The 21,970-nt window shown below is 69.4% G+C and carries 19 protein-coding genes, 2 tRNA genes and 1 pseudogene; 7 read left to right on the top strand and 15 right to left on the bottom strand.

Features of this window, described 5'->3' with window-relative positions; all coding sequences use genetic code 11:
- Positions 1-40: 40 nt before the first annotated feature.
- The 5 genes from BC102111_RS15850 to leuC form a co-directional block, all read right to left on the bottom strand.
- Positions 41-1,054 carry an NAD(P)H-dependent glycerol-3-phosphate dehydrogenase gene (locus tag BC102111_RS15850; protein ID WP_009378231.1) on the bottom strand — a complete coding sequence of 338 codons (1,014 nt, stop codon included), beginning with the start codon at positions 1,052-1,054 and terminating at the stop codon, positions 41-43.
- Entirely contained in the window at positions 1,051-1,857 is an 807-nt protein-coding gene (locus BC102111_RS15845; protein WP_009378228.1) for a lysophospholipid acyltransferase family protein, read from the bottom strand. The genes BC102111_RS15850 and BC102111_RS15845 overlap by 4 nt, the downstream gene beginning before the upstream one ends.
- Positions 1,854-3,170, bottom strand: coding sequence for a UDP-N-acetylglucosamine 1-carboxyvinyltransferase (gene murA / locus BC102111_RS15840; RefSeq protein ID WP_009378226.1), 1,317 nt, complete (start codon positions 3,168-3,170; stop codon positions 1,854-1,856). The genes BC102111_RS15845 and murA overlap by 4 nt, the downstream gene beginning before the upstream one ends.
- A 120-nt stretch (positions 3,171-3,290) precedes the next feature.
- Positions 3,291-3,890: a 3-isopropylmalate dehydratase small subunit gene (leuD, locus tag BC102111_RS15835; protein WP_063249053.1), complete on the bottom strand. Its 600-nt coding sequence runs from the start codon at positions 3,888-3,890 to the stop codon at positions 3,291-3,293.
- A 9-nt stretch (positions 3,891-3,899) separates the two neighbouring features.
- Positions 3,900-5,384, bottom strand: a complete 1,485-nt coding sequence (leuC, locus tag BC102111_RS15830; protein ID WP_101624816.1) for a 3-isopropylmalate dehydratase large subunit — start codon at positions 5,382-5,384, stop codon at positions 3,900-3,902.
- A 185-nt stretch (positions 5,385-5,569) separates the two neighbouring features.
- On the opposite strand from leuC, the gene BC102111_RS15825 reads away from it, so the two are divergent.
- The 3 genes from BC102111_RS15825 to BC102111_RS15815 all read left to right on the top strand — a co-directional run bounded on the left by BC102111_RS15825 (position 5,570) and on the right by BC102111_RS15815 (position 8,259).
- Positions 5,570-6,286, top strand: coding sequence for an IclR family transcriptional regulator (locus BC102111_RS15825; RefSeq protein ID WP_101624815.1), 717 nt, complete (start codon positions 5,570-5,572; stop codon positions 6,284-6,286).
- A 17-nt stretch (positions 6,287-6,303) separates the two neighbouring features.
- On the top strand, positions 6,304-7,230 hold the full coding sequence (locus BC102111_RS15820) for an aldose 1-epimerase family protein (RefSeq protein ID WP_101624814.1): 927 nt from the start codon (positions 6,304-6,306) through the stop codon (positions 7,228-7,230).
- Positions 7,231-7,425: 195 nt separating this feature from the next.
- Positions 7,426-8,259, top strand: a complete 834-nt coding sequence (locus BC102111_RS15815) for a DUF4282 domain-containing protein (protein WP_101624813.1) — start codon at positions 7,426-7,428, stop codon at positions 8,257-8,259.
- A gap of 52 nt (positions 8,260-8,311) precedes the next feature.
- Here the strand turns inward: BC102111_RS15815 and BC102111_RS15810 are convergent.
- The 5 genes from BC102111_RS15810 to BC102111_RS15790 form a co-directional block, all read right to left on the bottom strand.
- Positions 8,312-8,384: transfer RNA gene (locus BC102111_RS15810), tRNA-Glu, on the bottom strand.
- 37 nt (positions 8,385-8,421) lie between these two features.
- A tRNA-Gln gene (locus BC102111_RS15805) sits at positions 8,422-8,493 on the bottom strand.
- 136 nt (positions 8,494-8,629) lie between these two features.
- Positions 8,630-9,871 (bottom strand): alpha/beta fold hydrolase, encoded by a 1,242-nt coding sequence (locus BC102111_RS15800; RefSeq protein WP_101624812.1) that lies wholly within the window; start codon positions 9,869-9,871, stop codon positions 8,630-8,632.
- 41 nt (positions 9,872-9,912) lie between these two features.
- The gene (gene gltX, locus BC102111_RS15795; RefSeq protein ID WP_101624811.1) at positions 9,913-11,379 is read right to left on the bottom strand and encodes a glutamate--tRNA ligase; all 1,467 of its coding nucleotides are present in this window, start codon (positions 11,377-11,379) and stop codon (positions 9,913-9,915) included.
- Positions 11,380-11,443: 64 nt separating this feature from the next.
- Positions 11,444-12,250, bottom strand: coding sequence for a fumarylacetoacetate hydrolase family protein (locus tag BC102111_RS15790; protein WP_101624810.1), 807 nt, complete (start codon positions 12,248-12,250; stop codon positions 11,444-11,446).
- Between the two features lie 55 nt (positions 12,251-12,305).
- Here BC102111_RS15790 and BC102111_RS15785 point away from each other — a divergent pair, with 55 nt between their 5' ends.
- The 4 genes and pseudogenes from BC102111_RS15785 to BC102111_RS15770 all read left to right on the top strand — a co-directional run bounded on the left by BC102111_RS15785 (position 12,306) and on the right by BC102111_RS15770 (position 18,085).
- Positions 12,306-13,337, top strand: coding sequence for an FAD-dependent monooxygenase (locus tag BC102111_RS15785; protein ID WP_180960665.1), 1,032 nt, complete (start codon positions 12,306-12,308; stop codon positions 13,335-13,337).
- Between the two features lie 12 nt (positions 13,338-13,349).
- A pseudogene (gene hrpB / locus BC102111_RS15780) lies at positions 13,350-15,987 on the top strand (ATP-dependent helicase HrpB).
- Entirely contained in the window at positions 15,984-16,916 is a 933-nt protein-coding gene (locus BC102111_RS18240; protein WP_146001443.1) for a 3-methyladenine DNA glycosylase, read from the top strand. The pseudogene hrpB and the gene BC102111_RS18240 overlap by 4 nt, the downstream one beginning before the upstream one ends.
- 89 nt (positions 16,917-17,005) lie before the next feature.
- Positions 17,006-18,085 carry an alcohol dehydrogenase catalytic domain-containing protein gene (locus BC102111_RS15770; protein ID WP_101624807.1) on the top strand — a complete coding sequence of 360 codons (1,080 nt, stop codon included), beginning with the start codon at positions 17,006-17,008 and terminating at the stop codon, positions 18,083-18,085.
- Between the two features lie 27 nt (positions 18,086-18,112).
- Here BC102111_RS15770 and BC102111_RS15765 read toward each other — a convergent pair whose 3' ends face one another.
- The 5 genes from BC102111_RS15765 to lplB form a co-directional block, all read right to left on the bottom strand.
- Positions 18,113-18,691, bottom strand: coding sequence for a maltokinase N-terminal cap-like domain-containing protein (locus BC102111_RS15765; RefSeq protein ID WP_101624806.1), 579 nt, complete (start codon positions 18,689-18,691; stop codon positions 18,113-18,115).
- A gap of 49 nt (positions 18,692-18,740) precedes the next feature.
- Positions 18,741-19,526 (bottom strand): FAD-dependent thymidylate synthase, encoded by a 786-nt coding sequence (gene thyX, locus BC102111_RS15760; protein WP_009378195.1) that lies wholly within the window; start codon positions 19,524-19,526, stop codon positions 18,741-18,743.
- 110 nt (positions 19,527-19,636) lie between these two features.
- Positions 19,637-20,074 carry a hypothetical protein gene (locus tag BC102111_RS15755; RefSeq protein WP_063249068.1) on the bottom strand — a complete coding sequence of 146 codons (438 nt, stop codon included), beginning with the start codon at positions 20,072-20,074 and terminating at the stop codon, positions 19,637-19,639.
- Positions 20,075-20,144: 70 nt separating this feature from the next.
- Positions 20,145-20,900 (bottom strand): Type 1 glutamine amidotransferase-like domain-containing protein, encoded by a 756-nt coding sequence (locus BC102111_RS15750; protein WP_063249069.1) that lies wholly within the window; start codon positions 20,898-20,900, stop codon positions 20,145-20,147.
- Positions 20,879-21,958, bottom strand: coding sequence for a lipoate-protein ligase small subunit (gene lplB, locus BC102111_RS15745; RefSeq protein ID WP_063249070.1), 1,080 nt, complete (start codon positions 21,956-21,958; stop codon positions 20,879-20,881). Before lplB ends, BC102111_RS15750 begins: the two co-directional genes overlap by 22 nt.
- Positions 21,959-21,970 lie beyond the last annotated feature (12 nt).

Raw genomic sequence — 21,970 nt, 5'->3', positions numbered from 1 at the left:
TCTGCTCCTTGGCTCGTGGGACTCGTGGGACGATTCCGGCTCACGCCGGCGGGCCTTCGTGCTTACGCTTCCGAGACAACAGCAATCCCGCGAGTTCGTCAACCTGCAGGTGACCGGCGAGCACCGCGCTCACCGCCTCGGTGATCGGCAGGTCGACGCCGTATCGCTCCCCGAGGGCGAGGACCGCGGGTGAGGACTTCACCCCTTCGGCCGTCTGCTCGGTGTGCGCGATCGTCTCCTCGAGGCTCATCCCCTCGCCGAGGTGGCGCCCGAACGTGCGATTGCGCGAGAGCGGGGAGGCGCATGTGGCGACGAGGTCGCCGAGCCCGGCGAGACCGGAGAGCGTGTGCGGCTGGGCTCCCATCGCCGCGGCGAGACGGGAGGTCTCGGCGAGGCCGCGGGTGATGATCGAGGCCTTCGAGTTGTCGCCGAGGCGCTGCCCGTCGGCGATGCCGACGGCGAGAGCGATGACGTTCTTCACCGCCCCGCCCATCTCGACGCCGACGACGTCGGTGTTCGTGTACGGCCGGAAGTACGCGTTCGCGCTGATCTCGGCGACCACCTCGGCGGTGGCGGCATCGGAGGAGGCGACGACGGTCGCAGTCGGCTGGCGTTCGGCGATCTCCCGGGCGAGGTTGGGCCCGGAGACGACGGCGATCCGTCCGGGATCGACCTCGGCGACCTCGGCGATGACCTCCGACATCCGCTTGCCCGTCTCGACCTCGATGCCCTTCATCAGGCTGACCAGGCGGACGTCGGGACGCAGGTGCGCCTTCCACCGGCTGAGGTTCTCCCGCAGGGTCTGCGCGGGCACGGCGAGGATGACGACGTCGGCGTCGGTGACGGCGGCGATGTCATCGGTGGTGGCGGTGATCGTCTCCGGCAGCTCACGGTCGCCGAGGTAGCGGGAGTTCGTGTGCGCCGTGTTGATCTCCTCGACGGTCTCCTCCCGGCGTGCCCAGAGCGCGACCGGGAAGCCTGCGTCGGCGATGACGGCGGCATACGTCGTCCCCCACGATCCTGCGCCGAGCACGGCGATCTTGTCTGCGCTCATGAGCCGGCCTCCTCGGTGCGGAACCTCTCGGGCAGCTCACGGCCGGAGAGATCGGCGACCATGCCTGCGATGGTGTTCGTCAGCCTCGTCGTCAGCGTCGCCATCGAGCTCCTCTCCCCCCGGTGCTCCCAGAGGTCGGTGTAGTCCAGCGGTTCGCCGAAGCGGACGACGCTGGTGTGCGTGAGCGGGCGCGGGCGGGGAATGAGCCGACCGCGGGGTTTGACGGTCTCGAGCCCCCAGTGCGCGGCGGGGACGATCGGCGCCCCCGTCTCGAGGGCGAGCCGGGCCGTGCCGGACTTGAAGCGCTCGGGCCAGAAGTGCTCGTCCTTCGTCAGCGTCCCCTCGGGGTAGATGACGACGGTCTCGCCCTTCTGCAGGGCCTCCTTCGCGTATTCGAGGGAGTCCCCCGCCTGCGCCGAGGCGCGCAGCACCGGGATCTGGCCGAGTCCCTTGAGGATGACGCCGAGGGGCCCGGAGAAGAGCGTCGACTTCGCGAGGAAGTGCGGGAGCCGGCCGCTGCGCCACACGGCGAGTCCGACGAGGATCGGGTCGAGGTGGTTGGCGTGGTAAGCGGCGACGATCGTGCCCTGACCCACCGGCAGCGCCTGGGCGTTCTCGATGCGCATCTTCGAGGTCAGGCGGAAGAGCCCGTAGGCCGCCGAGGCGACACCGAAGGCGACCCGGCGCTGCGAGGCGACGTCCTTGGGTTCGAACGAGACGATGTGCTCACCGGGCTGCCTGCTCGCGCCCCTGCCGCCGTTCGCGCCCCTGCCCGTGCCGGCATCCCTGCCGGTGCCGCTCATGCCGAGACCTCCGCACCGAGGCCCTGGAGTTTGTCGAGGAAGTTCTCGTACCCGCGGTTGATGAGCTCGATCCCGTGGACCTCGCTCCGGCCCTGGGCGGCGAGGGCGGCGATGAGATGGCTGAAGCCGCCGCGCAGGTCGGGGACGTCGATGCGGGTGCCCTTGAGCTCGGTCGGTCCGGACACGACGGCCGAATGCGCGTAGTTCCGCCGCCCGAACCGGCACGGGGTGCCGCCGAGGCATTCGCGGTAGAGCTGGATCTTCGCCCCCATCTCGACGAGGGCGTGGGTGAAGCCGAAACGGTTCTCATAGACGGTCTCGTGGATGATCGACAGTCCCTCGGCCTGGGTCATGGCGACGACGAGCGGCTGCTGCCAGTCGGTCATGAAGCCGGGGTGGACGTCGGTCTCGAGGGCGAACGAGGAGAGCCGGCCGCCGGGGTGGCGGAAGCGGATGCCGGTCTCATCGACCTCGAATTCGCCGCCGATCTTGCGGAAGACGTTGAGGAACGTGATCATCTCCGGCTGCGAGGCGCCCTCGACGACGATGTCACCGCCGGTGGCGAGTGCGGCAGAGGCCCACGAGGCGGTCTCGTTGCGGTCGGGCAGTGCCCGGTGGATGTACCCGTGGAGGGAGTCGACCCCTTCGATGCGCACGACTCGGTCGGTGTCGACGGTGATGATCGCGCCCATCTTCTGCAGCAGCGCGATGAGGTCCATGATCTCCGGTTCGATCGCCGCTCCCCGCAGCTCGGTGATGCCCTCGGCACGCACGGCCGTGAGCAGGACCTGTTCGGTCGCTCCGACCGAGGGGTACGGGAGTTCGACCTTCGTGCCCTGGAGGCGGCGCTTCGTCGAGAGCATGATGCCCCCGGCGGTCTTGTCCACCTCGGCGCCGAACTGCCGGAGCACGTCGAGGTGGAAGTTGATGGGGCGGTCGCCGATGTGGCATCCGCCGAGGTCGGGGATGAACGCCTGCCCGAGGCTGTGGAGGAGGGGTCCGCAGAAGAGGATGGGGATCCGGGAGGATCCGGCGTGGGCGTCGATGTCGACGATCGAGCCCTGGGCGACCTCGGAGGGGTCGAGGTGCAGCTCGCCGTCAGGCTGGTCCCCGTCGGGGGCCTGGCTCACCCGCACCCCGTGGAGTTCGAGGAGACCGGTGACGATCTCGACGTCGCGGATCTGCGGGACTCCGCGGAGGACGGACGGGGTCTCTCCGAGCAGGGAGGCGACCATCGCCTTGGGCACCAGGTTCTTCGCGCCCCTGACCCGCACGGTTCCCCCGAGCGGATTTCCGCCGCGGACTTCGAGCATGTTCCTCCCTCTGATCGTCGAACAGCGCACTCGTCGGCACCGCCTCGGGAGGCCGTCCCGAGTCGATTCCGGACTCGTCCAAGACTAGCGCAGACGACGCCCCGACCCGGAGTCGGCGGATCAGACCCGCGCAGGCAGGGTGCGGGGTTTGTGAGCGGGCCGCCCGGCCTCGTACGCCGCGATCTCGTCCTCTTTCGCCAAGGTCAGGCTGATGTCGTCGTGGCCCTCGAGGAGACGCCAGCGCGTGTAGTCGTCGATCTGGAAGGGCACCGTGAGCGAGTCGCATGTCACGGTCCTCGACTCGAGGTCGACGGTGATCGAGGTGCCCGGATGGTTCTCGAGGATCTTCCAGATGAGTTCGATGTCGTCCTGCTCGAGCTGGGCGGCGAGCAGGCCCTCCTTACCGGAGTTGCCGCGGAAGATGTCGCCGAAGCGCGAGGAGAGGACGACGCGGAACCCGTAATCCTTGAGCGCCCACACGGCGTGCTCACGGGAGGAGCCGGTGCCGAAGTCGGGGCCTGCGACGAGGACGGAGCCGGATGCGAAGTCGGGGTCGTTGAGGACGAAGTCCTCGGCCGTGCGCCAGCGGGAGAAGAGGGCGTCTTCGAAGCCGGTGCGGGTGACCCGCTTGAGGAACTTCGCGGGGATGATCTGGTCGGTGTCGACGTTCGACCGGCGCAGGGGCACGCCGATGCCGGTGTGGGTGGTGAAGGCTTCCATGGCTGCTCCTTACGCGTTCGCCGAGGTGGGGGTGAGGGGGATCGTCGGGCGCTCCGGGATCCAGTCCACCGGTTCGGCGTCCCGGGGCAGGTCGGCGACGTCCCCGGGCGAGGACAGGGTGCCGCGGACCGCGGTCGCTGCGGCGACGAGCGGGGAGACGAGATGGGTGCGTCCGCCCTTGCCCTGCCGGCCCTCGAAGTTGCGGTTCGACGTCGAAGCGCACCGCTCCCCCTCGGCGAGCTGGTCGGGGTTCATCCCCAGGCACATCGAGCAGCCGGCGAAGCGCCATTCGGCACCGAAGTCCTTGAAGATCACGTCGAGGCCCTCGGCTTCGGCCTGGAGGCGGACCTTCGCGGATCCGGGGACGACCATGAAGCGGACGTTCTCGGCCTTCCGCCGGCCCCGGACCACCTCGGCGGCGGCACGGAGATCCTCGATCCGGGAGTTCGTGCACGATCCGAGGAAGACGGTGTCGACCTCGATCTCACGCAGCGGGGTGCCCGGGGTCAGTCCCATGTAGGCGAGCGCGTTCGCGGCGGCGACCTTGTCGTTCTCATCGGCGAAGTCGTCCGGGGAGGGCACCGCGGCCGACAGCGGCAGGCCCTGGCCGGGGTTCGTCCCCCATGTGACGAAGGGTTCGATGTCGGCGGCTTCGAGGACCACCTCGGCGTCGAAGGTCGCGCCCTCATCGGTGTAGAGGGTCTTCCAGTACTCCACGGCGGCGTCCCAGTCCTCGCCCTCGGGGGCGTGGGGGCGGCCCTTGACGTAGTCGAATGTCGTCTCGTCGGGGGCGACCATGCCCGCGCGGGCGCCGGCCTCGATGGACATGTTGCAGATCGTCATCCGCGCCTCCATCGACAGGGAGCGGATCGCCGAGCCGCGGTACTCGAGCACGTAGCCCTGTCCGCCGCCGGTGCCGATCTTCGCGATGATCGCGAGGATGATGTCCTTGGCCGTCGAGCCCTCGGGCAGCTCACCGTCGACGGTGATCGACATCGTCTTGAACGGCTTGAGGCTGAGCGTCTGGGTGGCGAGGACGTGTTCGACCTCGGAGGTGCCGATGCCGAAGGCGAGCGCCCCGAACGCTCCGTGAGTCGAGGTGTGCGAGTCGCCGCAGACGACGGTCGTGCCCGGCTGGGTGAGCCCGAGCTGGGGGCCGACGACGTGGACGATGCCCTGATCGGCGTCGCCGAGGCTGTGGAGCCGGATCCCGAACTCCTCGGCGTTCTTCCGCAGGGTCTCGATCTGCGTGCGCGAGGTCGGTTCGGCGATCGGCTTGTCGATGTCCCACGTGGGCGTGTTGTGGTCCTCGGTGGCGATCGTGAGGTCGGGGCGGCGCACGGGGCGCCCGGCGAGTCGGAGTCCGTCGAAGGCCTGCGGGCTGGTCACCTCATGGACGAGGTGGAGGTCGATGTAGATGAGGTCCGGCGCTCCGTCCTCCCCCTCGGAGACGACGTGATCGGCCCAGACCTTCTCGGCCAATGTGCGTGGCATGGTTCCTCCCGCCGGTACGGAGATCCTCCGTACGCGTTGTGCTTCTTCTCGGCGTCCGAGTGCGGTCGCCTGGGGCATCCGATCGGCTCGCCGGATGCTCACCGATGGGTGTGGACAGGAATCTACTCGCCCGTATCGCATTCCGAACTTGCATCTCGCTCAATGAGACGCGCACAATGGTGTCTATGACAAGCAATGGTAGCGGCGTCGGCGTCATCGACAAGGCCGCAATGGTTCTCTCCGCCCTCGAGGCCGGACCTGCGTCTCTGGCCGAGCTCGTCTCGCTCACCGGACTCGCTCGACCGACCGCCCACCGTCTCGCCGTCGCCCTCGAGTTCCACCGCATCGTCGGCCGTGACCTCCAGGGACGCTTCGTCCTCGGTCCGCGACTGGCCGAGCTCTCGTCTGCCGCCGGCGAGGATCGCCTCCTCGCCGCCGCCGGACCGGTGCTCGGGCAGCTACTCGACCAGACCGGCGAATCGGCACAGCTCTTCCGTCGCCAGGGCGATCTGCGCCTATGCGTGGCCGCGGCCGAACGCCCCGTAGGTCTGCGCGACTCGGTGCCGATCGGGGCGACCCTGAGCATGCGGGCCGGGTCCGCTGCCCAGGTGCTGCTGGCCTGGGAGGAGCCCGACCGCCTCCACACCGGCCTGCGCGGCGCCCGGTTCTCCGCAACCATGCTCTCCGGTGTCCGCCGCCGAGGCTGGGCACAGTCGATCGCCGAACGCGAACGCGGCGTCGCCTCCGTCTCCGCCCCCGTGCGGGGTCCGAGCAACCGGGTCGTCGCCGCGGTCTCGATCTCCGGACCCGTAGACCGCCTCACCCGCCAGCCGGGCCGGCTCCACGCGAAGGCCGTCGTCGACGCCGCCCGGGCGCTCACCGAGGCCCTCGTCCGAGGCTGACGATACTCGGGAGCCGCATGACCGACCTCATCGACCTCGCCTATGGGACAAGCACTGCTGTCGTCTCCCCGGTCGGCGCGAGCCTGCGCGACTATACGGTTGCGGGACGACCTGTCGTCGTCGAGACGGGCACCTCCGACGGCGCGGTGCTCGCGCCGTGGCCCAACCGCATCGCCGACGGACGCTACGAGTTCGACGGCACAGTCCACCAGCTTCCGATCACCGAGCCGGCACGGAACACCGCTCTGCACGGGCTGGTCATCGACGTCGAATGGGACGTCGTCGAGGCGACGGAGACTTCGGTGACGCTCACGACGCACCTCTCCCCTTCACCCGGGTACCCGTTCCGATTCCTTCTCACCGTCCGCTACGACCTCGGCGAGGAGGGGCTGCGGGTCCACGCGCGTGCTGAGAACATCGGCACCGAAGCAGCTCCGTTCGGCTTCGGCTTCCACCCGTGGTTCCACCCGGGAGGCGAGTACGTCGACGCCGCGCAGCTGGTCATTCCCGCCGGAACCTGGCTCGTCCCCGATGAGCGCCTCATCCCCGTGGAATCGCGCCCGTTCGACGACGGTTCGGAGGTCCCTCTCGACCACGATGCGGAGATGTCCGATTGCCTTACGTGCAAGGACTTCCGTGCCCTGCGCAGCGTGGACGGGACGCAACTCGACGATGCGTTCGGTCAGCCGCGCAGCGACGAGGACGGCCGGTCGCGGGCGCGGCTCAGGGGTGCCGACGGTCGGGAGACGGTCATCGACGTCGACTCGGGATTCCGCAACTGGCAGGTCTACACGGGCGATGAGCTCGACGGCGGTCTCGCCCGCCGCGCACTCGCGATCGAGCCGATGACCTGTCCACCGAATGCCTTCGCGACCGGAGACGACGTCGATGTCGTCGAGCCCGGCGGAACACTCGCGGTCAAGTGGGGCATCCGGCTGATCTGATCCCGGCGCCTCTCCCGGTCAGCTCCCTTTCGACCTGCTCCGCTTGAATGGAACCTGTGTGTTCGCGTCGATGATCAGCACGCTGTGACGGACAGCCAGCGGCCGGTGAGGATGCCCTGATAGATTGCGAAGACGCAGGTGGGCGGCGTCACATCGTCCATCGGGCAATCAGCATCGCCGAGAGAGAGGTCGACTATGACGACATCCCCGCAGGACCCGAACCAGGACCCCAACCGCCCCGACACCCCGTCCTCCCAGCCGCAGGGCGATTCGCGGCAGCAGCAGGGCGATTCGCGGCAGCAGCAGGGCGATTCGCTCTCGTCGCGGGGCGATTCGCCGTCGTCGCAGGGCGGGCCTGACCGCAGCCACGATCCGGCGGCCGCCTCATCGAACGAATCGGTACTGCCGACCGGCAGTCAGCCGCCGCAGCAGTACGGCAGTCAGCCGCAGGCCGGCAGCCCGTACGACGGCAACCCGTACGACGGCTACGCACAATCCAGCGGCTACGGCCAGTCGGACGGCTACGCACAGTCCGGCGGCTACGGCCAGTCGGCCAGCTACGGCCAGTCGGGCGGATACGGAGCACCCGGCCCCTACGGTCAGGCGGGGACGCACGGTCAGCATCAGCACTACGGTCAGGCCGCGCCCTACGGTCACGAGGCCGGCTACGGTCAGCCCGGTCAGCCCTCGGAGCCGGGATTCCTCAAGTCGCTCTTCGACTTCCGCTTCGAGAACTTCGTCGCCGTGCGCTGGGCCGGGATCATCTACCTGCTCGCCATCATCGTCGCAGGACTGTGGTGGTTGGGAGCGATCCTCTCGGCGATCGCGATCGGAGCCGCGGCGAACACCCCGACGATGTTCAACCCTGAGCCCTCGTTCAATGCGTGGCCGCTCGTCCTCACGATCGTCTTCGGCTGGATCGGGCCGGCCCTGTGGGTGATCTTCGTCCGTCTCGTCCTCGAGCTCATCGTCGCAGGCGTCAAGACCGCCGAGCACACGAAGCGCATCGCCGACTCATCCGGTCGGTGACCGCAGAAATAGAGTGAGCCCCGCACCGATGGATCGGTGCGGGGCTCAACCGTACCCCCGAGCAGATTCGAACTGCCGTTACCGCCTTGAGAGGGCGGCGTCCTAGGCCACTAGACGACGGGGGCCGATGAACAGATCCTCAGATCGCTCTGAAGCTGTCCGCTGGGGTACCAGGACTTGAACCTAGACTAAGTGAACCAGAATCACTCGTGCTGCCAATTACACCATACCCCACTGCTATGCGGGACTTCCCTGGAGGAATTCCCCTCAGCAACGAGATATAACTCTACACAGGCCCCTCCCCCGCCGCCAAATCCAAACCGTGTGACCTTCTTAACACCGCCGAGGCGGAGAGAGAGGACCGCCTCACTCACGCCCTCGCGAGCGCGATGAGTCGGTCGAGGACCCGGTAGCCGTCGGCGCGCAGGCCGTTGTGCTCGTACTCGTTCGTCACCCACGGGCGCACGCCGTCCATGAGCTCGGCCGTGGCCAGAGAGTACTCGGCAGGGACGTAGGCGTCCTCGAAGTACACCGCAGCGGCCCCGCGCACGGTCGAGGCCCGCAGCGCATCGACGTCGTAGAGCTTCGGCCACTCATAGGCGGCGACGACCTCGGCCACCTCGGCGAACGGTGCGAGCTCCGGGTCCTCGGCGAAGGACTCCGGGCCGGCATGCTCACCGGCGAGCAGCGTCGGATCTGCGCGCACCTCCTCGGACATCGCCCGCCTCGCCGCCCAGTTCGTCACGGTCCCATCGGCCCAGCACGATTCGTGGACGACCGCGTACAGCGGGTTGCGTCCCGAGAACGGCAGGGCGCCCGCGAGATCGTGGCGCAGACCGGACGAGTCCGGATCGAGGTCGAGGAGGTAGTGGAGGGCCTCAGGTCCGTCGGAGGCGCCGAGGTGGTGCCCGAGGAGGCGCACCCGCTCGGTCGTCGCCCGTGCCCCGCCGGGCAGCGCGATGCCGCCGTCGGCTTCGGCGAGGTCCATGAGCGCGGCCATCCGGTCGCGATCGCCGGGGAAGTTCCGATAGTGCTGCTCGGACTTGCGCATCATCTGCGCCCACGTCGCCCGATAGACGTCGACGGGATCGACCCCGATTGCGGGCAGCCCGCCTGTGAAGTAGGCCTCGGTGAGCGACTCCGAGCGCGCGGAGACGTAGCGCAGAGCGGTGAAACCGCCGAAGGACTGCCCGAGCACCGACCAGCGGTCGACGCCGAGCTCACGGCGCAGCGCCTCGGCGTCCTCGACGATCGAGTCAGCCCGGTAGCACGCGAGCACCTCGGCGATGGCCTCGGGATCGTCGCCGGCGACGTCGAGACCGGTGATCCGGCCCTCGACCGAGCCGATCGGACTCGACTGTCCGGTGCCCCGCTGGTCGAGCATGACCACCTGGAAGTCCTCGAGCGCCCGGGCCAGCCACGAGCCCTGCCCCACCGGAGTCGTCGGGCGAGGCACCTCGAAGCCGGGTCCGCCCTGGAGGAAGACGAGGTAGGGCTTGGAGCTCTCGGCCTCATCGGCGACGATCCGGGCGAAGACCTCGATCTTCGCAGAGGCGGCCGCGGAGTCCGCGTCGAGCCGACCGAAGTGGTCGAGCGGGACGTCGATGGTCACGTCGCGGAGATGAAGGCCCCCGCGCTGCCATGGGTGGACGTTCACAGCTGCGCCGCCAGCGCACGCAGACGGGCGAGCGAGGACTCCTTGCCGAGGATCTCGAGTGACTCGAACAGCGGCGGGGAGACGCGGCGCCCGGAGACGGCGACGCGCAGCGGGCCGTAGGCCAGGCGCGGCTTGATCTCCATCTCGTTGACGAGCTTCTCCTCGAGCACGGCCTGGAGCCTCTCCGTCCTCCAGTCCTCGAGTCCCTCGAGGACCTCGATCGAGGCGGCGAGCACCTGGGGGGCGGAGTCCTTGAGGGTCTTGAGCCCGTCCTCGGACATCGTCAGCTCGGCATCGGGGGTGAAGAGGAAGGCGAGGAGGTCGGGCGCCTCGCCGAGGAGGTTCATCCGGGTCTGGACGAGCGGTGCCGCCTGGTCGAGGATCGCCAGCTGAGCATCCGTCGGTTCGCCCGGGAGCACCTCGGCGGCCTGGAGGTAGGGGATGAGGCGGTCACGGAAGTCGTCCGGGGCGAGCATTCGGATGTGGTCGGCGTTGATCGCCGTCGCCTTCTTGATGTCGAAGCGCGCCGGGTTGGGCAGGACGTCGTGGATGTCGAAGGCCTGGGTGAACTCGTCGACGGTGAACACGTCGCGGTCAGGCCCGATCGACCAGCCGAGCAGCCCGAGGTAGTTGATGAGGCCTTCGGGGATGAAGCCGTGCTCGCGGTGGAGGAAGAGGTTCGACTCGGGGTCGCGCTTGGACAGCTTCTTGTTCCCCTGGCCCATGACGTAGGGCAGGTGGCCGAACTCGGGAGTCGCCTCGGCGATGCCGATGTCCTTGAGGGCTTCGTAGAGGACGATCTGGCGCGGGGTCGAGGAGAGGAGGTCCTCGCCGCGGAGCACATGGGTGATGCCCATGAGCGCATCGTCGACGGGGTTGACGAGCGTGTAGAGGGGCTGGCCGTTCGCGCGGACGACGACGAAGTCGGGGATCGTGCCGGCCTTGAATGTGATCTCGCCGCGGACGAGGTCGGTGAAGGTGATGTCGGCATCGGGCATGCGCACGCGCCACACGGGCTCACGGCCCTCGGCCCGGAACGCGGCGATCTGCTCGTCGGTGAGGTCGCGGTCGAAGCCGTCGTAGCCGAGCTTGGGGTCGCGGCCGGCGGCGGTGTGGCGGGCTTCGACCTCTTCGTTCGTCGAATAGGACTCGTAGATGTGTCCGGCGTCCTTGAGCTTCTCGATGACGCCTGCGTAGATGTCACCGCGCTCTGACTGCCGGTAGGGGCCGTCGGGTCCGCCGACCTCGATGCCCTCGTCCCAGTCGAGCCCGAGCCACTTCATCGCCTCGACGACCTGGGAGAAGCTCTCCTCGGAGTCGCGGGCGGCGTCGGTGTCCTCGATGCGGAAGACGAAGGTGCCGCCGGTGTGCTTGGCGTAGGCCCAGTTGAACAGGGCAGTGCGGACCATGCCGACGTGCGGCGTGCCGGTGGGCGAGGGACAGAAGCGGACTTTGACGGTCATGTGGTGATCGGCTCCAAGGAGTGGTGGTTTGTGTAGTTTTCGTGCAGGGGCGAGCAGGTTCGGCTCAGGCGTCCATGACGGGGTTGGAGAGCACTCCGAGACCGTCGATGGCGATGTCGACGCGGTCGCCGGCGACGATCCGACCGACCCCGGCGGGCGTGCCGGTGAGGATGACGTCGCCGGGCAGCAGCGTGATCGTCTCGGAGAGGTGCTCGATGATCGTCGGGATGTCGAAGATGAAGTCCGCGGTCGTCCCGTCCTGCTTGAGGTCACCATTGACCCACGAACGGATGCTCAGGTCGTCGACGTCGAGGTCGGTCTCGATCCACGGGCCCAGCGGGCACGAGGTGTCGAAGCCCTTGGCCCGGGTCCACTGCGTGTCCGACTTCTGCAGGTCACGCAGGGTGACATCGTTCGCCGAGGTGTATCCGAGGACGTGGTCGAGTGCGTTCTCCGCCTTCACGCCCTTCGACACGCGTCCGATGATGACGGCGAGCTCGGCCTCGTAGGAGACGTATTCACTGATCGCGGGCAGGCGGATGGGGTCGCCGGGTCCCATGACCGAGGTGTTCGGCTTGAAGAACGTCACCGGGGTCACCGGCACCTCGTTGCCGAGTTCGGCGGCGTGGTCGGCGAAGTTCCGGCCGACGCCGATGACCTTCGACCGGGGCAGGATCGGCGAGAGGAGGCGGACGTCGTCGAACTTCAGCCGCTCCCCCGTCGACTGCGCGGGAGCGAAGAAGGGGTCGGAGTCGAGGACGGCGAGGCTGAGACCCGTGGTGTCCCACTGCCCGTTCTCGATCGGCGGAACCTCGCCTTCGACGACTCCGTAGGCGGGTTCGTCCTTGTGCACAAATCTCGCAATACGCATGATGCCCAGTCTAGACGCCGAGTTCGCTTCGCTCGGGTCGCGGTATCGTGACGGCATGACGAGCGTGCGGATCATCGGCAGCGGAATCGCCGGGGCGACCCTGGCCGCCGCGCTCGACCGGCCCGAGTGGACGGTGACCGTCCACGAACGCGATCCGCAGGCGAGAGCCCTGGACACGGCGTTCGCCCTCTTTCCCTCCGCCATGACCGCCCTGCGCAGGGCAGGCCTGAGCACTGCGGTCGAAAAGTCGGGCGTCCGCGTCGACGAGGCGACGATCCGCAGCGCCGACGGTCGCCTCCTCGCCCGGCCGCCCCGCCTCGGCGCGCTGATGATCGGCCGCGCACAGCTCCACTCCCTCCTCACCGCCGCCCGACCGGCCTCGACACCCCTGCTCACCGGGGAGGTAGCCGACCCGACGACGCTTGCGGCCGATGTCCTCGTCGGCGCCGACGGTGCCCGCAGCAGGGTTCGATCCGGAACCTGGGGAGGCCGAACTGCGCCTCGACGCCCTCCGCTCACGGTCATCCGCGGAGTCATCGACGCCGACCTCTCCGCCGGCGCCGTCACCGAGTACTGGGGCGATCGGATGCTCTTCGGCATCACCCCGTTGCCGGGGAACCGGACCAACTGGTTCACCGCCTTCCCCGAACGCCGGTTTGCGACCACGGCGGCAGGGCTCGACCATCTCCTCAGGGCGGCGCGGGTCTTCCCCTCCCCGGTCACCGCGGTCGTGGAGGCCGCAAGGACCGGGCAGACCGTGATCAGCGGCATCCACGTGTCTCGTCCCCTGCGGTCCTTCGTCCGCGGCCGGACCGTGCTCATCGGCGACTCCGCCCACGCGATGCAGCCGAACCTCGGCCGTGGGGCGTGCGAGTCGATCTGCGATGCCGTCGCCCTCGCGGAACTCCTCAACGCCGACGAACCGGCGTCGGCGCTCGCACGCTACTCTCGCCGCCGCGTGGTGACTCCGCAGGTCATCCGCTCGGGCGCGAGCGTCGCCTCGGGAGTGGCGTTGGCCGGTGGACCGGTCGGACGCGTCCGTGACCGTGTCCTCTCAGCCCTCGCGCGGCCGGGCACTGCACCCTGAGAGACTGGGGGCATGGACTCCTTCGACCTCAGGACGATCGGCGCCGACCTCCCGGCGGCTGAGCTCATCGATCGTCTTCCCGTCGAGGTGGCCGACCCCTTCCCGCGCCTCGTCGTCGAAGCCCCGCCCGGCACCGGCAAGACGACCCTCGTGCCCCCGCTCATCGCCGAGCATCTGCGCACCACCGCCGGACCCGACTCCGGCCGCATCGTCGTCACCCAGCCGCGACGGATGGCGGCCCGCGCTGCGCCGAGGCGGCTCGCGCACCTGACGGGGACCCGCCTCGGCGAGGACATCGGCTTCACGGTGCGCGGGGAGTCCACGGTCTCGGCACGCACCCGGATCGAGTTCGTCACCACGGGAGTGCTGCTGCGGCGGATGCTCGCCGACCCCGAGCTGCGCGGCGTCTCCGCGGTCATCCTCGACGAGATCCACGAACGCCACCTCGACACCGACCTCGTCTTCGCCATGGGCAGGGAACTCGTCGAGCTCCGTGACGACCTCAGCCTCGTCGTCATGTCCGCGACCCTCGACGCCCGGGACTGGGCGAGGCGCCTGGGCAGCCCGGATGCCCCGGCACCGGTCCTCTCCGTCGCCGCGCAGACGCATCCGCTCGACGTCCGGTGGGCACCGGCTCCCGAACGCCCCCTCGACGCCCGTGGGGTGAGCCGGGCCTTCCTCGACCACCTCGCCCGCACGACTGTCCGTGCCCTCGACGAGTCAGCAGGCGGCGACGTCCTCGTCTTCGCCCCGGGAGCTCGGGAGGTCGACGAGGTGGCCGACCGGATCCGCGGGCAGCTGTCCGGATCCGCGGCGTCCCTCGGTTCCGGGATGCCTGCCGTGAGCGTCCACACGCTCACCGGCCGCACCTCGTCGGCCGACCAGGACGCGATCCTCCGGCCCCGGAGCCCCGACGACAGTGAGCGCCGGGTCATCGTCACCACCTCGGTGGCGGAATCGGCGCTCACGGTGCCCGGCGTGAGCATCGTCGTCGATTCGGGGCTCGCCCGTGGTCCCCGCCTCGATACCAAGCGGCGGATGTCGGGGCTCGTGACGACCCGGGAATCGAAGGCTTCCGGTGTCCAGCGCTCGGGTCGCGCCGCCCGCCTCGGCCCCGGCGTCGTCTACCGGTGCCTGTCCGAGGCCGACTGGGCCTCCCTGCCCGAGCACACCCCGCCGGAGATCGCGACCGCCGACCTCACCTCGGCGGTCCTCGACCTCGCCTCCTGGGGCGGTGACACCGAGCTGCTGCCCGACCCGATGCCGCAGCACGCGTGGGCCCTGGCCGTGGACAACCTCGTCGGCCTCGGTGCCGTCGAGGTCGACACCAGTGATAGGACGCCCCCGGAGGCGCGGCGCGCCGACCTGCACGTCACCGACCTCGGGCGGGCGATCGCCCGGGTGCCGGCGTCCGTGTGGGCGGCACGCGGACTCCTCGACGGGGCGGCGATGCTCGGGGCCCGGGCCGCCGCCGAGGCGGTCGCCGCCGTCGAATCCGACCGCCGCTCCCCCGGCGCCGACCTCACCGCGGTGCTGCGCGACCTCCGTGCCTCCCGCGACCGGCGCTTCACCCAGGACGTTGACCGGTTCACACGCATCGTCGGCGAGTACAGCGGCGGCGGCACGGCAGGTGAGCGCCTGCGACCGGAGGACCTCGGGCTCGTCGTCGCCCTCGCCTTCCCCCACCAGATCGCCCGAGCGCGCAGCGGTGCCGATGCCGAGTATCTGCTCGCCTCCGGCACGGCAGCCGCGTTGCCGAGGAACTCTCCGCTCATGGGCAGCCCGTGGCTGGCGATCGCCGAGGTGGGTCTGGCAGGCGGGCGGCCGACGATCCGCTCGGCCGTCCCCATCGACGCGGACACGGCCGAACTCGCCGGGGCGGGACTGCTCGCCACGGAGGAGTCGGCAACGTTCTCAGACGGGAAGGTGCGTGCGGTCCGGCGGACCCGCCTCGGCGGGATCGAGCTGACGTCGACGCCGATCACGGCGTGCCCGGAGCTCGCGCGGGAGGCGATCGCCCGCTCGATCGAGGACAGGGGTGCGCGGGAGGTGCTGCGGCCGAGTCCCGCCTTCGACCAGCTGCGGGCACGGCTCGGGCTGCTCCGCCACGTCATCGGGCAGCCGTGGCCGGACGTGCGGTGGTCGCATCTCGCGCACACACTGCCCGACTGGTGTCCGGCGGCACTCGACCGCATGGCGCGCGGCGCGGACCCGGGCGCCGTCGACCTCATCGGTGCGCTGCGCACGCTCCTGCCCTGGCCGGAGGCGGCCCGTCTCGACGAACTCGCCCCGGAGTCGATCGAGGTGCCCAGCGGTTCGCGGGTGCGCCTCGACTACCCCGATCCGGACGACGTCGGCGACGACGACTCCCCGCATGGGCCGGTCCTCGCCGTCAAACTCCAAGAGGTCTTCGGGTGGACCGAGGTCCCGCGCGTCATCGACGGTCGGGTGCCCGTCGTCCTCCACCTCCTCTCCCCCCGCACGCCGGCCGCTGGCGGTGACGAGCGACCTCACATCGTTCTGGGAGGGCGCGTACCCGCACGTGCGGGCGGAGAACCGCGGCCGCTATCCCAAGCACCCGTGGCCCGAGGATCCGCTCAGCGCTCCCGCGATGCGCGGAACGAAGCGGTCTGGGACAATGGAACGGTGACTCAGGCTCTCCCCTCCGCACCGCCGGCCCCCGCAGCTGACGCTGTCGTCGGGCCCGGTTCGCGGTTGTCGGCTCCCGCGTGGCGGACGTTGCGCGAGGAGCACGAAGCGCAGGTCGCCGCCCGCACCGATGCGCACGTCACCCGCCGGATGGCCGGGGAGAAGCACCCCGTCGAGGACTTCCTCTTCACGTACTACCCGTTCAAGGCCGGTCAGCTCGCGAAGTGGAATCCCGGAGCCGGGGTCCTCCTCGAGCTCGAGACCTCAGGCGACCGCGAGTACGTCGACCGTCGGTGGTATCGCACGGACGGCACCGTCGCCGAGGTGGACCTCGAGTCCTGGAGAGCCGACCGAGGCGAGGGGGCTCGGTTCATCGCCGCGCTTCTGTCCGCCACCCTCGATCGCGAAGCGAACCTCGGGTGCTTCGGCCTCCACGAATGGGCGATGGTCTATCGGATGAGCGAGGACGAACGCCGCCATCAGCAGGTGCCGCTGCGGCTGAGCTCCGCGGAGACCGACGCCGTCGTCGAACGCCACCGCATCCAGTGCTCCCACCACGATGCGTTCCGCTTCTTCACCGCCGCTGCCAGGCCGCGCAACACACTCCAGCCGACGCGTGCGGGCATGGTCGGCGACGAACAGCCGGGCTGCCTCCATGCGGGCATGGACCTCTACAAGTGGGCGATGAAGATCGGGCCGATCGCCCCGTCGCCGCTCGTCCTCGACTGCTTCGATCTCGCCCTCGACATCCGCACTCTCGACATGGAGGCCTCCCCCTACGATCTGCGCGGCTGGGGCTACGGAGTCGTCGCGATCGAGACCGCGGCCGGTAAGGCGGAGTACATGGAGCGCCAGCAGGCCTTCAGCCGCCGTGCGCAGGCGCTGCGCCGACGCCTCCTCGACGCGCTGGCCGCCGGCGGCATCAGCTGAGGCCGGACCCCATGGCCTGGGGCCGACGGACAACGCCTGGGGCCGGACGCCACTGACGCGGCTTTGCCCCGAGGGCTATCATCGGCGGCATGCGCGCCATCGTCTACGACCGCTTCTCCACACCGCCGCAGCTTGCCGACATCCCTGCACCGACGGCTCCCGACCATGGCGTCGTCATCGACGTCGACGCCACAGGCGTCTGCCGCAGCGATCATCATGCCTGGTCAGGACACGATGAGACGGTGAGTCTGCCGCACGTGCCCGGGCATGAGCTCGTCGGGCGGATCGCCTCGGCGGGGCCGGCGGTCGAGGGATTCCACCTCGGTGAGCGGGTGACGGTGCCGTTCGTGTGCGGGTGCGGGACGTGCCGGTGGTGCCGCTCCGGCAACGCCCACGTGTGCCCGAACCAGACGCAGCCGGGCTTCACGCACTTCGGGTCGTGGGCGGATCAGGTCGTCATCCATCACGCCGACGCCAATCTCGTCGCCGTGCCCGAGGAGCTGCCGGACTCCGCACTCGTCGGGCTCGGGTGCCGCTTCGCCACGGCCTTCCACGGACTGCGGGTCCGCGCCGAGCTGCAGGTCGGTGAGACCGTGGCCGTGTTCGGCTGCGGCGGGGTAGGTCTCTCGACGATCATGATCGCCCGCGCGATCGGGGCACAGGTCATCGCGGTCGACATCAGCGATGCCGCCCTCGACCGGGCCCGGGACCTCGGAGCGAGCCGGACGGTCAGCGCACGCGGAGTGGGACCCGGGGAACTCGCCGAGGCTGTCGTCCGGGCCGCCGAGTCTGTCGAGCCGGCTGCCGACCGTCCGGGCGGGGTCGCCGTGACCGTCGATGCCTTGGGACGGCAGGACACGATCACCTCGGCGATCGCTTCCCTCGGCCCATTGGGCAGGCATGTGCAGATCGGGCTGCTCGACGGCGAGCCCGTCATCGACGTGCCCCGCGTCATCGCGCTCGAGCTGAGCATCCTCGGCTCCCACGGCATGGCCGCCGCCGGCTACCCCGAGCTCGTCGCCCTCGTCGCCTCCGGCGATCTGCGGCCGCAGGATCTCGTCACCACGACGATCGGTCTCGACCAGGCACCGCAGGCGATGCTCGATATGGATGAGGCCGGTGCGACGACGGCTGGGATGACGATCATCGACCTCGGTCTCGGCCGCTGACCAGCGGCTCACGCCAACCGGCCGAGCTCACTCCATGACCGCGAGCACGACCGAATGGTCCTGACCGGGCCAGCGTCCGAGCAGGAGACCGGATTCGGTGCCCTCGAGCGGCGAGTCGAGTGTGAGCTCGGTGATGAGGTCGACGTCGCCGGCACCGGCCAGCGGGCCCGTGCCGTGGACGTGGGCGACGTCGGTGATCTCCTCGACGCGCTCGCCCGCGTCGTCGACGAGGTACTGCTTCGCCGAGGTGCCCGCGGTGGCGATCGTCGCGTCAAGGCGGCGCCGGAACAGGGGATCGCCCATGCCCGCGTACACCCAGCGCGTGCCGAGGACCGAATGCTCCATCGTCGTGATGAGGGCATCGGCGGCACCGTCGAGGGGCTCACCGCGGTACGTCAGCGGCACCTGGAACGTGCGACCGCCGCTCGAGACGATGTGGACCTCGAGCCCGACCTCACCGGCGGGGTCGTCGAACCGATAGGCGGTGACCTTCTGCAGCGGCTCACGCTCGAGGTCGAGGTCGGACGCCCAGTCCTGCGCGGCCACCCACTCCGTGATGACCTCGAGTTTGCCGGGGCTGAGCTCGGCGTCGAAGATGTCAGCCATGGTGTGCCCTTTCGTGGGTCGCGAGGGTGCGGGGCCGGCGGTGCGGTGGTCAGGCCTTGCGTGTGCCGGGGATCCACTCCCCGTCGACGATCTCGTAGTCGGAGAAGATCGCCGGAGCCTCGGTCTGCATGATCTCGCCGATCTTGTTGAACACGAGGCGGATCTCCTCCTCGGCGCCCTTCGCGGTGCGCATCTCGATGACGTGGCGCAGGGAGCGGAGGTTCGCGGTGTAGACGATGCCGGTGGCCAGGCCTTCGGGGGCGAAGCGGCGCATGAACGAGGTCATGTGCTTCTTGTGCGCGAACTTCGTGCCCTCTTCGTCGAGGCCGAAGTGCTCGGCCATCCACTTCTGATGCTCTTCGAGGGTGTCGAGGACGGCGAGCGAGCGCTCCATGAGCTCGGGATCCTCACGGGCCCAGTCGGGGAACCAGAACGGGATGTCGGCGAGGCGGACGTAGCGCAGGGACTCCTGCGAGAACGCCGAGCCGGCACGGTGACGGATGAGCTCGTGGGTGAGGACACGGGAGACGTTGTGGAGGACGAACGTGAAGTTCGCATGCTCGAGCACCGACCCGTGCTGGGAGGAGATGACGTTGCCGAGATAGGACGCCGAATCGGTGCGCACACGGGAGACATTCGGATTGAGGCCCGGCTCCCACGAGCGGTAGCACATGCGTCCGGAGAACTCGAGGAGGTCCTCGGCGTCCGGGGACTCCGCTGCTTCGACCCTGTCCGCCCACGAGGTGCCCCCGACTTCGTCGAGGTACGTCCTCATCGCCTCCCAATCGATGCTGGGCTTGGCGAGCAGTTCAACGGACGGTTCGACCTGGCGCATGTCTCTCCTTGGAGGTTCGGGACGCTGTGGTTCCCAATCCTACAGAGTGTCGGGGTCAGCGAGGACGGGGTGCTCACGCTTACGGGCGCCGGGCCCGGTCTGCCGGTCGCTCAGGCCTCCGGGCCGTCCTGATCCCGCCCGATCTCCGTCCGATTCCTCCGATAGAGGACGGTGACCAGGATCGCTCCGCCGCCGAAGAAGACGACCCCGACAGCGGCGACGACGGTGAGCGCCGTCGGCGCCACGATCGTCGACTCGATCGCCATCCCCGCAACGGCGAGGGCGACGATCACCGCGCACGCGACGGCGAAGGCCGAGCTGCCGGCGATCGCGAGCAGCAGACTCGAGCGCAGGCTCATCGACGGCAGCCGCATGAATCCGGCGAGCAGGCATCCACCGAAGAAGAGGACGACGAGGATGGCGACGAGCTCGCCGGTCAGGAGCATGCCCATACCGATGAGGACGAACATCGCGGAGACGACGATGAGGAGGATCGCGCTGCGTCGTTCGCTGCGGATGCGCCGTTCCTCACGACTGAGCCTGGCCATGGTTCGCCTCCCTGAGTCCTCGCGCCCAGCATAGCGGCACCGGCGACCTGCGGTCGGCGCTCTCGTCGCCTCAGGCGAGCAGCGTCGACTCGAGCGGAGTCTCCGTCTCACCCTCGACGAGGTGGACGCAAGCGACGGGATCTTCGGTGACCACCGAGGTGAGCGCACCGTCGGTGAAGACGGCGGCAGCACCGTCGTCGAGTCCGAATCCCGGGTCCGACAGGGTCCCGTCGGCGATCCACGTCCGGAACGTCTCGGCCCGACCCTCTTCGCCGTGATGGTGCGGGCAGGCGCTGCCGGGGAGGAAGCCGAGGCCGTCCCGGAGCGGTGCGAGGGGCCCGAAGGAGTCAGTCGACGAGGTCTCGAACCAGCAGTTCGCGCCCGCGCTGATGCCGGCGAGGATCGTGCCGGTGGCCGCGGCTCGCCGCAGAACGTCGTCGACGCCGTGCGTGCGCCACAGAGCGAGGAGGTTGACCGTCGATCCTCCGCCGACGTAGACGAGGTCCATCTCCGCGAGCATCTCCGGCTCCCGGTATCCCCAGGGGCTCTGTCCGAAGAGGGAGAGCACATGCGTCTGGGCGCGACCGGTGAAGGCGGCCTCGAAGCGCTCGATGTAGTCGCGGCTGTCGCCGGAGGCGGTCGGGACGAAGCACACGCGCGGCAGTGCCGGACTGTGAGGCTGAGCCGCTGCCACCCGACGACCCGCGCGGTCGAGCAGCCAGTCGTCGATGGCTGACTCTCCGGTCTCCGACATCGAGAAGCCGCCTCCGCCGAGGGTGACGATCGTGCCGCGGAACGCCCCGATCACGGAACCCGGTGCGTCCATGCCTCAGTGCCGAACTTCTCCGCGACGAGCTTGCGGGCGCGGTCGAGCTCGGCTTCGGTGTAGAGGTCCTCAGTGGCACCGTAGCGGTCGATGAACGTCGTCGCCATGGTCTCGATGATGTCGGTGCGGGTCTCACCGGTCTGGCTGCGCAGCGGGTCGACGCGCTTCTTCGCACTCGCAACGCCTTTGTCGGAGATCTTCGCCTGACCGATGCGGAGGATCTCGACCATCTTGTCGGCATCGATGTCGTAGCTCATCGTCGCGTGGTGGAGCAGCGTGCCGTTGCGCAGGCGCTTCTGCGCGGCCCCGCCGATCTTGCCCTCGGTCGAGGAGATGTCGTTGATCGGTTTGTAGAAGGCCTCGACCCCGAGGCTGCGCAGAGCCGCGAGCACCCATTGGTCGAGGAAGACGTAGGACTCCTGGTAGTCGAGGCCGGCGACAAGCGACGGCGGGACGAACATCGAATACGTGATGCAGTTGCCGCCCTCCATGAACATCGCTCCCCCACCGGAGATGCGGCGGACGACCTCGACGCCGTACTTCTCGACGCCTTCGGGGCGGATCTCGTTGACGTAGGACTGGAACGCGCCGATGACGGTGGCGGTGTCGTCCCATTCCCAGAACCGCAGGGTGGGCCGGCGCCTGCCCGCGGAGACCTCTTCGAGGAGCACCTGGTCGAGGGCGACGTTGAGCTGCGTGGGCAGGACTTCGCCGCGGATGATCTGCCAGTCGAAGTCGGTGAAGTCCGCGGCCGATCCGAGGGCCCGACGCACTGCTGTGGCGACATCTGCGGTGGAGAACCCGTGCATGGCGAGTTCGGAGCCGTACGTCGCAAGCGCTGCGTCGAGGCGTTCGCGCAGCTGCGCATTGTCGGCGGTGACGTCGGCGCCGACGAGGGCCGGTGCGAGATCGAAGTAGGCGTCCTCGGGTTCGAGGAAGAAGTCGCCGGAGATCGTGGCCCCGGTGATGGTCTGTCCGTCGGTCTCGACGTCGGCGACGACGAGTTTGCCGCCGATGACCTTGTACTCCGCGTGGAAGCGCTGCGTCTCATTCGTCATGGCTCCACGCTA

Origin of the sequence: Brevibacterium casei CIP 102111 (assembly GCF_900169275.1) — a bacterium.
Classification (GTDB): domain Bacteria; phylum Actinomycetota; class Actinomycetes; order Actinomycetales; family Brevibacteriaceae; genus Brevibacterium; species Brevibacterium casei.
Note: the sequence above shows the minus strand (reverse complement) of the source record. Positions and strands in the feature narration are given on the sequence as shown.